The following is a 12,117-nucleotide window of genomic DNA, read 5'->3' as shown; positions in this document are numbered from 1 at the left end:
ATCACCAAGCCACCTTTTCCTATGACGCATCCAATCCGTAGTTCTTGCAAAGCGCGCTCAAGCCGCCTTGGAAGCCGCTGCCGATTGCTTGGAATTTCCAATCCGTTCCGTGACGGTAAAATTCGCAAAATACGACTGCTGTCTCGGTCGAGAAATCCTCTCCCAGATCATAACGCATAATTTCGCGATCCGTTGCGGCATCTACGACACGAACAAAGGCATTCGATACTTGACCGAAGTTCTGCCCGCGTGATTCATAGTCATAAATCGTTACGGTGATGCCGATTCGATGAATCGATGCAGGGATCTTGCTAAAGTCGACCTGGACTTGTTCATCGTCTCCATCGCCTTCACCTGTACGGTTATCTCCCGTGTGGAGAACCGAGCCTGCTCCGCCGCTCTTATTATTATAGAATACGAAATCGTCAGCGCCCTTCGCCTTGCCATCCTCATAGAGAAGGAAAGCCGATGCGTCCAAGTCGAAATCGTTGCCGCCGTTGTATTTGTTCGTGTCCCAGCCAAGTCCAACTACAACTTTCGTGAGCCCCGGATTTGTTTTGGTTAGATCGATTCTCTGTCCTTTGGAAAGACTGATTGTCATACGAATCTCCTTCTTTCTTCATGAATGTCCGGCCAGACGGGTCTTCTAGAAACCCCTATAAGATTAGGCAAACTCAAGACCTTCCGGATGGAAAGCCTTGAGCTTGTGTGTGGTTGTTGCTTATGCTAAGCCGTAGTCGCGAGTCAGACCCGCAAGACCGTCTCTGTAGCCGCTGCCGATTGCGTTGAACTTCCATTCGCCGCTGTGGCGGTAAAGCTCGCCTACAACTACGCCAGTCTCAACGGAGAAGTCTTCGCCTAGGTCGAAGCGGATCAGCTCTTGGCTCGAAGCTTCGTTAAGAATACGCGCATAAGCGCGGGATACTTGACCGAAGTTTTGGTTGCGCTCATTAGCTTCGTAGATTGTAATCGTGAATGCGATTTTCTCTACGTTAGCTGGAACGGAATTTAGATCGATTTGGATTTGCTCGTCGTCTCCATCGCCTTCGCCCGTACGGTTGTCGCCCGTGTGTACGACGGAACCGTTCTCGTTCTGCTTGTTGTTGAAGTAGATGAAGTTTTTCTCGGATTCAACTTTGCCAGCAGCGTTCGTCAAGAAAACCGATACGTCAAGGTCGAAGTCTTTGCCGCCGTCGTATTTATTCGTGTCCCAACCTAAACCTACTGTGATTTTGCTCAGACCTGGATTCGATTTCGTCAGGTCTACCTTCTGACCTTTGGACAAGTTAATAGCCATGGTTCATTCGCCTCTTCTCATTAGTTTAAATAGATATTATCATTTATAGCGGTTTGCGAGCAGATTGATATGGGGAGCATGCGTTCCTTCACCAATCGCGGCAAATTTCCACTCGGAGCCGTTACGGTACAATTCACCGCATACAAGCGCGGTCAGACCGGAATAATTGTCGCTCAAGTTGAACTTAATCAACTCATTGCTGCTATTTCCGTCCATGATCCGAATATACGCGGACTGAATCATTCCGAAATCCTGCTTGCGGTTCTCGCAATCGTAGATATTAACGACGACAAGCACCTTATGAACATCCGAAGGCACCTTCGCTAGATCTACATAAATTTGTTCGTCGTCTCCGTCGCCATCACCCGTCAAGTTATCGCCGGAGTGAATGACAGAGCCGCACGGACTCGTCTTATTGTGAAAACATACAAGTTGATTGTCTTTCGCCAATTTATCAAAATCGTTCAGAAGAAGGGCGGACGCATCGCAGTCGATGTTCGGAGCTTTCTTCATTCCGAAGAAACCTTTCGTTTGGACAGGGTCCCAGCCAAGACCGACGATAACCTTCGTAAGTCCGGTATTGCCTTTCGTCAGATCAATCTTTTGACCCTTTACTAGATTAATCGAAGCCATTTTATATGTTCACCTCCTTTCCTTGCAGAGTCGCTCGGCAACTTTCGCAAATTTTCAAAATATAGGAAAGTATAAGTTTCACTCTTATTCTTCTGCCTATATTTCACCGCGAAACGAAAGCCTATGCCGCCAAAGACGGCGACAGCAGTTTACGCTTGGATATGTCGTACTATAACGTTGTATCTTCAGGAAAGGTTTCAACTTTTTTTGGGCTCGATGCCGCAAATACGGGTCATTAGCCTCACTTAACAAGCTGGCGCGAGCACGAAAGCTTGTCCATGACAAGACATGCCGTCATTATTGTGCCAAAACAGTCTTTTGCCGATTCATTCAACTTCCGAATATTTTACTATTATACCATTTTAGATCATGGAAGCGTTAGTTGATATTTAGTGAAGACGGAATTCGACTACCCATCCCTTGTCCACCATGCCGACACTGGATAATCCTCCGCATCCAGATAGACCGTCTCTCCAATCCTCGGCGTTGCAATCGACGCACCGAGGCGCGCCGCTTCCTTCACCGCCCGCTCGACGGGGTCGGTCCAGCTATGAAGCGCGAGCGTGAAAGCCCCCCAGTGAATCGGAATCATCGTTTTGCCACGGACGTCAAGATGCGCCCGTACCGTCTGCTCCGGCATCATATGTATGGCCTCCCAGCGATCGTCATACTGTCCGCACTCCATTAAAGTCAGATCGAACGGGCCGTACTTGCCCCCGATCTCGCTAAAGTGCGGCCCGTAGCCGCTGTCGCCGCTGAAGAACACGCTCATGTCATGGCCTTGAATCACCCAAGAGCACCACAGCGTAGCGTTGCGGTCCGTCAAGCTTCTGCCCGAGAAATGTCTGGCTGGCGTGCAGGCCAGCGTCATTCCTTCGTAATCGAACTCATCCCACCAATCACCCTCTGCAATCTTCTGGCTGTCAACGCCCCAGCGCAGCAGATGCGGACCAACGCCCAGCGGCACGAAAAACTTTTTAACCTTGTCTTTCAGCTTCATGATAGAGCCATAATCAAGATGATCGTAGTGGTCATGGGAAATAATCACCGCATCAATGGTCGGAAGCTGCTCAATATCGATCGGTAGCTGCTTGCTGAAGCGTTTCCCTCCGATTATCGGAAAAGGCGAAGGCGCATTGCCGAGCATCGGATCGATTAGAACGGTCTTTCCATCCATCTCCAGCAGAAGCGCGGAATGGCCAAGCCAAGTAATCGCCGGGCGCTTCGCCTTCTGCAGCCGAGCGGCGTTCAACGTCTCTACCTTAACAGGCTTGCTTGGACGGCTCTTCGGATTACCCCTCATAAATTGAAAGGCTACCTTCACCTGCTCTTTGAAACTCATATTCATAGAAGTAGCAATTGCATTAATGAATTTGCCGTTCTCATACTGATTGGATGCGCTTAACGCTTCCTTCCGTTCCTTCGTCAGCTTGCCGCCGAAGGCCGGATAGAAGTTAAGCAGCAGGTATGTGAATACGGTTATAACAACGATTATTTCGATAATAAAGATAAAGATAACAGCTCACCTCTTATAGAGAAATCTGCCGGGCTGACGCCAGGCAGCGAGTCTATTATCAATCATATAATAAATGACAGCCATAAGTCCAAATTATGCCTCTGACCGCCCCAAGCCCTCATAGCTCAGCGCGCTTTCCCAGGTCTCAGCTAAGCTTACTTCATCTTCTTTAAGCAAGCTTCCTCCGATGTCGTTCTCTATAATGACAAGCGTCCTTAAAGCCTTCGCCCCATATCTGGTGCCGCTTGCTATATGAAGCACATCCCCCGCTTCGATTCGGCGCAGCTCGCCGTTGCACAGGAACGAGCCTTCACCCGACGCCACGGTCCATACCTTCGTCCGCTTTATATGCATCATATACGCGGTATGCCGATCTGCTTCGATCTCCAGCTTCCTCGTGACGACTTCTCCCCGCTCGCCTCTCGCATGATGCAGAACGCTCATTTTCCCCCACATCTTCTCCTCATACATCGGATAGGGAAGAGCCGTTCCGAGCTTCTCCTTGATCAGGCTCGACTTGTCTTTGCGGGCGACTAGAATACCGTCTGCGCTGGCGGCTACTATAATATTCGGCACGTMGATAATATGGATTGGACTCGATAGCTCGTTGATCAAATGGGTGTGCTCGCTGCTGTCGGTTATATCGCCGAGTCCGACTATGGCGCTTCCCATATGGCCGGTTAGCGTATTCCAATTCCCTAGGTCGTCCCAAATTCCGGCATAAGGCAATACGATCGCGCGAGCAGTCTTCTCGACAATTTCATGGTCGAAGCTGATTTCCGGCAGTCCTTCATAGAGGGCATTCCAATCCTTATATTGCGTAGGAAAGTTCCTCTCTCGCAAGGCGTCCAGCATGAACTGCAGCGAGAACGCGAATACACCGCAATTCCACATCGCCCGCTTGCGGATTAGCCGCTTCGCCAGCCGCTCATCCGGCTTCTCGACGAACTGCTCAATTGGAATATATCCGCTCTCGTCGCCCCCCTTCTTCGGTACAATGTAGCCATATTGCTGGCTTGGATAGGTTGGCGGCGTGCCGATCAGCGCCAGATCGGCGCCCGACGCAGCTAGAGCGGCCGGCATCTGGCGCAAGGTGGCGAAGAAGTCCGCTTCTACATAGGCGTCGGCAGGAATGACACAGATCGTCTCGTCCAGCGGTACGCCTAATTCGGAATGAAAGTAGCTGGCGGCCAGCGCGATTGCCGTGAACGTACCGCGCTTATAGGATTCGGTCAGCAGCGAAATACGGTTGCCGATATGGTTTTTTGTTATTTCCGCTTGGCTCTTATGGGTCATAATATAAGCCGATTGCAGCAGTCCCGCCGCTTCCAACTGCTTGCTTATACGCTGGATCATGGACTCCATGCCGCCGGCTCCGTCAGGCAGAAGCCGTAAATAGATTTTGGACCGTACATCGTTGGACATCGGCCATAGCCGCTTTCCTGAACCTCCCGATAAAAGCACCACTCGCATCTTTCATTCCTCCTTATTGCAGCTTTATTCCCGATTCTATTCCCGATCCTCTGCCTACTATTTGATTGACTGCCCGCTTCATCGCCGCACCCGAGCTTCCCCAAGTCATCTTCCGTACATCACGCAATCCTTGCCGTCCCTTCTTCTTGCATAGCCATGGATGATCGTAAGCGTATTTCATCTGCCGCTTCAAGCTTCCGATGTCCGCCTCCGCCCATTGCTGCCCGCTCTCTGCGAACAAATGGCGGAACGAGCGCGAAATGGCATGTTTGCCGTTCATCCTAGAGGAAGGGTTAACGAGTTTATAATTGACCAAGAAGGAATTGCGCTTCGAAAGAAAATCCATATGACCGCCCCATCCCGTGGCGATAACCGGCGTACCGCTTGCCAACGCTTCAAGAAACGGCAGTCCGACGCCTTCCCCGCGAGTCGGCAGCACGAAGGCATCCCCGAGCGTATAGATGCCAGCAACCTGCCGCTCGCTTATATGACGTGCAATAACCACAATCGGCGCTGTTTGCTTAACTATGCCAAGCTTCTTCTTATAGCTGGAAATCTTATTCTTGATCCACTGCTCGGTTTCGCTGCTGCTATATCCGCTTGTTTTAATAACGAGCAGCACTTTATCTTTGGCCGAGAATTGCTCCCAGTAAGCTCTGAGCAAAGCCTCGGGGTTTTTGCGATGTTGGAAGCCGAATACCGATACGAACACGAATCGACCCTTGGCCTCGCTAAGAGAAAGCTTCTTAATTCCCGGACGATACTTCTTCGTATGCACGCCATGCGGCACAACATAGATCGGAACCTTCACTCCGCTTGCCCGCAGCGCTCTCTTATTCTGCAGCGAAGGGATAAACACCGCGTCAAATTTGTTGATGTTAGTACGCCATCGCTTCGGAATTCTGGTCGTCTCCCATACGGTGTTCAATATAATCGGTTTATAATAAGGCCTAAGCTTGCCGAATTGGATCGTGTCTGCGGTATGGTGATAGATCAATGGTCTGTGAGCGCCATCTGGCAAAACTTTGCGATGTTTGGCAGCTCCGACCTTGACGTTAACTCCCTGCCTTCTAAGCGCATGTACGTATTCCCTGCTTGCTATGCCCGTTCCGCTCTTCCTGCCTATCGGCCCTTCCCATACAACCGTAAGTTTCGACACGATGCGGCCGCCTTTCATTTTCGTTTGTAAACTTCGCGCTTGTGGAATGATAATGAACGGTATTTGCCGCTCATCTCGGTCCATTTTTGTTGCGACATGCGCCGAACGCTCATCTGAAGCCCCTTATTACGGTTCGTTGTCAGAACAAGCCGATCCCGATAGCGGGTGTACAAATAATTGCCGTACGTCTCGTACTCTGAGAAACCGAACTGCCTCTTCTTATCGACGCTGTCTAGAATAGCCTGATACCACTTCTTGCCGTGCAGCTTCTCCATGTATCGCTTCATCTCGGMCAGCTTAGTCCGTTCGAACAGCATATAATGCGTCACGAAGGATCGCTTGGCCGTTACCGGCTGCTTCATTAACCTGCGATACGAATTGAAATATTCGTCTTGGCTCCAATTCCGGCAATACAGCACGGTTTTCCCGCCGGTCCGGAAGTTATGACGACGAATAAGAACCGTATCTGCATCTATGACGAGGAAAAAATCTTCCTTGCAAATGCGATCGCCGCTTAGCTTCAGTAACTGCTGATAGAGCCAGCCTGCGCGTTCCCACTTAGCAGAATGGTATTGAATATCGTTTTTTGTAATAGGAAGCACTGTCTTCTCGTCGACGAATTTGCAGCCCTTCTTACGGCACAGCTCCATGATCGACGCCTTGCGCGGAGAAACGATATAGATATTGCTAATCGCATTAACCGACTGCTTGCGAACAGCATCGATGACGAAGGGCAGTGTCTCCAAATCTTTCTCGATCGCGGGAATAAGCACGTCGATCCGGGGGTTACGTTCATTCCGCGACTGTCCAGTTTGAACAAGCGGCATCGCTCTCAACTCCATTTCGCAATTATTTGCTTATCATATGCGACCCTGAAAGAGATTGAATGGGCAAAGGAAAGAGAGTAGATGAAAGAGGCTTATTGCCAATCATAGATTGATAGATTGTCATGCTATGCAGCGGGAAATGCAGGCGTGTAAAATAAAGAGAGAGAGAGGATAGATGTAAGGGTGGAATTATGGCTTCCGTTTGTTCAAGGTTCTTTGTTCTCGTTATCGCTTTGCTGCGATTTAGGTATCGTAAATGTCGCAATTATTAAGACGGGGATGGAGCGCGGCTTCAAACCATCGTTCATGATTGGGTTCGGCTCCTGCTTCGGGGATTTATTCTACTTGTCACTAGCACTGCTCGGTGTGAGCGTCATATTTGAGATTGCAGTCATCAAATGGCTGTTTTGGATTATCGGATCCGGCGTGCTGTTCTACTTTACTTACAAAATGTTCCGCGAGACATGGCGGCCGCGCGATCTTCCTATAGACGCAGTTATAGCAGCCGAACGGCCGCTGTTTCGTGACTGGCTTGCTGGTGCGGGTCTTGCCGTCTCCTCGCCTACCGTCATTGCTTGGTTCGCATTCGCGGCAGGAACGCTGCTCGCCACATTCGATCTGTCGGACCGCAGCGCATTGCTCGTATTCATAGCTGGATTTTTTACAGCTGGACTCCTTTGGTCGCTTGGCGTAGCACTCGCGAGCAGCTTGTCCGGCGCTTTTTTCAAGGAAAAGATCGTGAGAGTGCTGTCCTTTGTCTCCGCTATGCTGTTCCTCTATTTCGCTATTAAAGTGTTTTGGGACGGGCTGCGCGATGTCATCGGGTAGAAGGACAAATCATTCCGCAATCTGCTAAACTAGTCATAACGAAATGAACAGAAAGAATGGAGCTGATGGAATGACGGCAATGAAGGAAGTAGTCATTGGCATTGACGGCGGCGGGACTTACACTCGCGTAGCAGTGGCTGATCTATCAGGAAATGTAAGAGCATCAATTGTTGTCGATGGCGCGGCCTCGTTCCACAAAGATCTGTCTGCAGCAACGAATGTCCGGCAAGCGATTGTCTCAGCCCTTGCAGAAGCAGGCGCCGAGCTGCATCAGGTTCGCGGTGTTGCCGCGGGCATTGCGGGCTATGATTCCCCTGCTGATTTGGAATGGGTGGAGCAGTTGACCGACGTGCCCGGTCTAGATTGCCCTAAGTGGCATGTCAATGATACGGTAGCTGCTCACTACGGGGCTCTTATGGCGCGGCCGGGCATTGTCGCAATTGCAGGCACAGGCTCGAACATATTGGCGATTACCGAGAGCGGACAAGCCATTAGCAATTATAACTTTCATCATTATGCGGCAAGTGCAGCACGCTTCATCGCTTATGACGCCGTGTATGAAGCACTGGCAGGACGTACGGACGCTTCAGACGGCGAGCTTATAACCGCCATGCTTAACCATTGGAATTGCTCTACGCTGGATGAACTCGCATCGCTTGCCCGCAGCGGCTTCGAAGAAGACGCCAGAGAGAGAAATCGCAGATTCGGCCAATTCGCTCCCTGCATAACTTCCGCGGCGGAAGAAGGCGTACCTCTTGCTGTTCGTGTGTGCGATCGCGCAATCGAGCAAATGATTGTCGGCATCGAGCTGCTCGCCCGCTCCTTCGAGTCGGAAACCATTCCGGTCTCCTTCATAGGCAGCGTTGCCAACAGCCCGTACTTCCTCCGTACGCTTGCGGCGAAGCTCACATTAGGGCGAAATCGGAGCTATTCCGTTACTGAGCCGTCTCTCCCCCCTGTCGCAGGCGCCGTACTGCTTGCACTGAGGCGGCTAGACATTCAGATCGACGAAGAGAGCTTGCAGCAGAAGCTCATCGCGGCGGGTTAATACGACTATGCGCTATTGGCTAATTGGTCTCACCGTGGTCGTCCTGGGCACAGCATCCGTATTCCTATATTTACTCCTTAACTCCAAGTCATTGGAGGGGCGTTACGAAGAACGAGCTGAAGAGCGCCAGACGTGGCTGTATCAGTTGCAAAATTTTGTGCCGGAGCAAGCGGCCGACAGCGACTATTCCCTTGCTGTCATCGACCCGACCGAGGACGGGACAGATGAGACGAGCTACAGCAAAGAACGTATTGAGGCGCTTAAGACGGCCGGCGTCTCACCGCTCGCTTACTTAAGCATCGGCGAGGCGTCCTACTTCCGTACCTATTGGCAGAACGAGTGGGGACAATTCCGTGACGGCGCACTCCGCATCGAGAAGGAAGCCCCGGCGTGGATGGGCACAGTAGCCAATCCGAATTGGCCGGAGAGCGTCAAAGTTCGCTATTGGGATGAGGCTTGGTGGAACAACATCATCCGCCCCCGTCTTGACGCTATTATCGAAGCCGGATTCGACGGCTTATATATGGACATTGTTGACGCCTATTATTATTGGGGCGATGCTGAGAGCTATGGCGAAGGGCTCGAAGAGAAGAGGGAAGGCGATCCTATCGATGAAGAAGAATCAGCGAGTCGCATGATCGCCTTCGTACAACGAATTGCCGAGTATGCTAGAGGCAAAAACGAATCGTTTCAGATTTTCCCCCAGAACGGGGAGGGAATCATTAAGTACGATGAGGACGGTCAATATATGTCCGCAATCGACGGCATCGGCATCGAAGACCTATGGTTCAACGAGACGAAGCGGCAAGAACAGGACGAGACTGATTACCGCTTAGCTTATATCCGCCAAATAGCAGACGCAGGCAAGCGCGTATTATCTGTTGATTATGTAGATCAGCCTGGGGGCTTCCCTTTTATGAACAAAATCCGTATTCTGCGTTATGCGATTCTCTGTCAATCCGAAGGGTTCTATTGTTACGCCGGGCGCAGCAACCGCGAGCTTGATAACTTGAACGTCATTGCCGGTGTTCAACCTGCGGGACGTCCAAGTTCGCTTATGAAATAAAGGGATTTTCTCCTGTTAATTATTGAGCATGACCCCAAGAATATAGAATAACAGGAATTCCTCCAGTTCATTTCATCAGTAATACACATTAAACCGAGAATAGGGTACATTAGCGGGAGTAATTCCATCAATTTGATCAAAATGAACGTGGAGCGCCGCAATAACGGGAGAAATTCCAGTTAATTTGTACGACCAATATTGATACAAGTGAATTTTATTTGTAGAAAAAAAGGCCCTAATACCGCTATTGTATAGCGATGTTAGGGCCTAAACCTTGTTCTATAATTACAATAATTTATTTAACGTATTCACAATAATTGCAGCCGCTTCTGCACGCGTCGCTAATCTTTTCGGATCGAAGTTGCCATCCAGGTAGCCGCTGATGACACCTTTCTCCATCAGCGCTGCAACACTGTCTACAGCCCAAGGAGAAATAGCAGCAGCATCCTTAGGAAGCAAAGCATTATCGCCGCGCTTCAGATCTACTGCGCGAGCAACCATCACTGCTATTTCCTCACGAGTAACCGACGCATCCGGCTTGAACAGATTACCTTCGTAGCCGCCAACAATGCCATTCTCTGCCGCAATAGCGATCTGCTTCTGCGCCCAATGTCCGCTCGTGTCAGCAAACACTCTGTCGCCTGTCACAGGAAGCTTCAGCGCATTAACAAGAGCTGTGGTAAATTCCGCTCGCGTAATCTCTTCCTCAGGCTGGAAGCTGCCGTCTGGATAACCGGAAAGCACGCCCAAGCCCACTAACTGGACGATGCTCTTCTCTGCCCAGTGGCCAGCAATATCAGTCAATGTCACCGGAACAATCACCTCCGGCTTATCCAGCTCTGTCCCTAATACGGCGAATGTCGTAAAATGGTCAGTTTGACCCGTCACTTGCCCGTTTGCCCGATCAACCGTTACACGGTCTAGCTTTACCCATTTCTGAGTCACCTCGTCAAACCAATAGATTGCATAGCTGTACGAATCGGTATCCAGCAATACCGGATCGATACTCATCGTGATCGTAACCGCCTTATCGAAGCCGCCTGTTGTATCTTTCGTAATTGAGTAAGCTGAGCCTACAAGAACAGTTCTTCCTTCTACCGGCAAACTTGAATGATCCGTAATTTTCACAATGTCTACCTTGAACTTTCCATCAGCAACGCCGGCAGGGAAGCTAACCGTCACGCTATCCGCTGACTGCGTACCGCCTACAAGGCCATTCACCGTATTAGGGCTATCCGGCACGGAAGGATTCACAACCTGTACCGTAATGTCGACCGGGAGCGTGTAGGGACCTCCATTATCTACTTGGACTGTTATAACAGCGTTGCCTGTACGCGTGCCAGGTTGGATTACCAGGTTGCCGTCCACTATATCTGCGGTAGCTGCGTCTGTGTTACTGGACACCGGTGCGGCAAGAAGCGTCAGCGCGTTCCCTTCACGCTCCGTTGCTAGATCGGCAGGCGAGAATACTTTGCTCGCTCCCCCTTTTCTCAGTGTCTGTTTCTTAACTGCTTTTGCCTCGAAGGAGAAAGGAAGGTTTTTGCTGCCGTTTTTCAACTTTAAGAATGATGTAGGAGGACCATTAATGACATCAGTTGATATGCCTGTAAAATTGACGTAGCCTTCGGAAGTTCCCAATGAAACTCCTCGAACCGGCACATTACCAACCGATATTGTCGCTTGACCATAAAGATTAATATCAGAATTAGTCGATGTTGCAAACACTTCTGTACTTCCTTGCGTTAGCAACTGTCCGTCTTCGGAATGAACGGACACTCCCAAATTTAGATCTATAGCGGGAATGTCTCCTACTTGCGAATAAGTTTCAATGACTGCGTATGCGGCAGCTTGATCGGGCTTCGACTCACCAATACTGTTGGTCTGAGTGATGATATCATTAATGCTGATATCATTGGTATTCCCTGGAACCCAGCTCATCACTCCATCCGTTACATAACCCCCGACAACCCATTTTTCGTTAGGGTTGTTGATGATGTAATCGTCATAACCCGGATTTATTCCATCCTCGTTGTATACCGCCTTAGTTACGGTACCATCCTCGAATCGACCGTACAAGGACAGACCATCCTCCATATCGTCCTCGATCATATGTATCGTAATCAGACTAGCATTGGATACACAGCTCGATAACAATACCATGGTTACGAGCAGCAACAGCAAATACGAGCTTCGCTTTATATAGTTCTGCAATCTACATTCACCTATTCTATTCCGTGATCCGCTTCGTAAGCCGATCGGGATTCATCCCG

At 50.1% G+C, this 12,117-nt stretch carries 11 protein-coding genes; 3 read left to right on the top strand and 8 right to left on the bottom strand.

The features are described 5' to 3' along the window. Nucleotides 1-19: 19 nt before the first annotated feature. The 7 genes from AB4Z33_RS07575 to AB4Z33_RS07545 form a co-directional block, all read right to left on the bottom strand. On the bottom strand, nt 20-601 hold the full coding sequence (locus tag AB4Z33_RS07575; protein WP_442049344.1) for a TerD family protein: 582 nt from the start codon (nt 599-601) through the stop codon (nt 20-22). 120 nt (nt 602-721) lie between these two features. Further along, nucleotides 722-1,297 carry a TerD family protein gene (locus tag AB4Z33_RS07570; RefSeq protein ID WP_337100725.1) on the bottom strand — a complete coding sequence of 192 codons (576 nt, stop codon included), beginning with the start codon at nt 1,295-1,297 and terminating at the stop codon, nt 722-724. A gap of 39 nt (nt 1,298-1,336) precedes the next feature. Next, nucleotides 1,337-1,930 (bottom strand): TerD family protein, encoded by a 594-nt coding sequence (locus AB4Z33_RS07565; protein ID WP_442049343.1) that lies wholly within the window; start codon nt 1,928-1,930, stop codon nt 1,337-1,339. Nucleotides 1,931-2,339: 409 nt separating this feature from the next. Next, nucleotides 2,340-3,272 carry an MBL fold metallo-hydrolase gene (locus AB4Z33_RS07560; protein ID WP_442049342.1) on the bottom strand — a complete coding sequence of 311 codons (933 nt, stop codon included), beginning with the start codon at nt 3,270-3,272 and terminating at the stop codon, nt 2,340-2,342. A gap of 267 nt (nt 3,273-3,539) precedes the next feature. After that, nucleotides 3,540-4,919, bottom strand: a complete 1,380-nt coding sequence (locus AB4Z33_RS07555) for a sugar phosphate nucleotidyltransferase (protein WP_442049341.1) — start codon at nt 4,917-4,919, stop codon at nt 3,540-3,542. A 13-nt stretch (nt 4,920-4,932) separates the two neighbouring features. Next, complete coding sequence (locus tag AB4Z33_RS07550) at nt 4,933-6,078, bottom strand: glycosyltransferase family 4 protein (protein ID WP_442049340.1); 1,146 nt, start codon at nt 6,076-6,078, stop codon at nt 4,933-4,935. A gap of 14 nt (nt 6,079-6,092) precedes the next feature. After that, the gene (locus AB4Z33_RS07545; protein ID WP_442049339.1) at nt 6,093-6,905 is read right to left on the bottom strand and encodes a DUF6492 family protein; all 813 of its coding nucleotides are present in this window, start codon (nt 6,903-6,905) and stop codon (nt 6,093-6,095) included. A 183-nt stretch (nt 6,906-7,088) separates the two neighbouring features. Between AB4Z33_RS07545 and AB4Z33_RS07540 the strand changes: the two genes are divergently transcribed. The 3 genes from AB4Z33_RS07540 to AB4Z33_RS07530 are packed head-to-tail and all read left to right on the top strand — an operon-like array spanning nt 7,089 to nt 9,847. Beyond that, entirely contained in the window at nt 7,089-7,733 is a 645-nt protein-coding gene (locus AB4Z33_RS07540) for a LysE family translocator (RefSeq protein WP_442049338.1), read from the top strand. Between the two features lie 43 nt (nt 7,734-7,776). Further along, complete coding sequence (locus tag AB4Z33_RS07535) at nt 7,777-8,781, top strand: N-acetylglucosamine kinase (protein WP_442049337.1); 1,005 nt, start codon at nt 7,777-7,779, stop codon at nt 8,779-8,781. A gap of 7 nt (nt 8,782-8,788) precedes the next feature. Then, nucleotides 8,789-9,847, top strand: coding sequence for an MJ1477/TM1410 family putative glycoside hydrolase (locus tag AB4Z33_RS07530; RefSeq protein ID WP_442049336.1), 1,059 nt, complete (start codon nt 8,789-8,791; stop codon nt 9,845-9,847). Between the two features lie 285 nt (nt 9,848-10,132). Here the strand turns inward: AB4Z33_RS07530 and AB4Z33_RS07525 are convergent, their stop codons facing one another. Continuing rightward, entirely contained in the window at nt 10,133-12,058 is a 1,926-nt protein-coding gene (locus tag AB4Z33_RS07525) for an S-layer homology domain-containing protein (RefSeq protein WP_442049335.1), read from the bottom strand. Nucleotides 12,059-12,117: the final 59 nt, after the last annotated feature.

This window comes from Paenibacillus sp. 2TAB19 (assembly GCF_052115185.1).
Classification (GTDB): domain Bacteria; phylum Bacillota; class Bacilli; order Paenibacillales; family Paenibacillaceae; genus Pristimantibacillus.
This window is presented reverse-complemented; position numbering and strand designations above follow the sequence as displayed.

Bases quoted from the DNA above. Each gene is read 5' to 3' on its own strand.
- AB4Z33_RS07530 (WP_442049336.1), top strand. From the start codon at position 8,789: ATGCGCTATTGGCTAATTGGTCTCACCGTGGTCGTCCTGGGCACAGCA.
- AB4Z33_RS07565 (WP_442049343.1), bottom strand. From the start codon at position 1,930: ATGGCTTCGATTAATCTAGTAAAGGGTCAAAAGATTGATCTGACGAAA.
- AB4Z33_RS07560 (WP_442049342.1), bottom strand. From the start codon at position 3,272: ATGAGTTTCAAAGAGCAGGTGAAGGTAGCCTTTCAATTTATGAGGGGT.
- AB4Z33_RS07535 (WP_442049337.1), top strand. From the start codon at position 7,777: ATGAACAGAAAGAATGGAGCTGATGGAATGACGGCAATGAAGGAAGTA.
- AB4Z33_RS07575 (WP_442049344.1), bottom strand. From the start codon at position 601: ATGACAATCAGTCTTTCCAAAGGACAGAGAATCGATCTAACCAAAACA.
- AB4Z33_RS07570 (WP_337100725.1), bottom strand. From the start codon at position 1,297: ATGGCTATTAACTTGTCCAAAGGTCAGAAGGTAGACCTGACGAAATCG.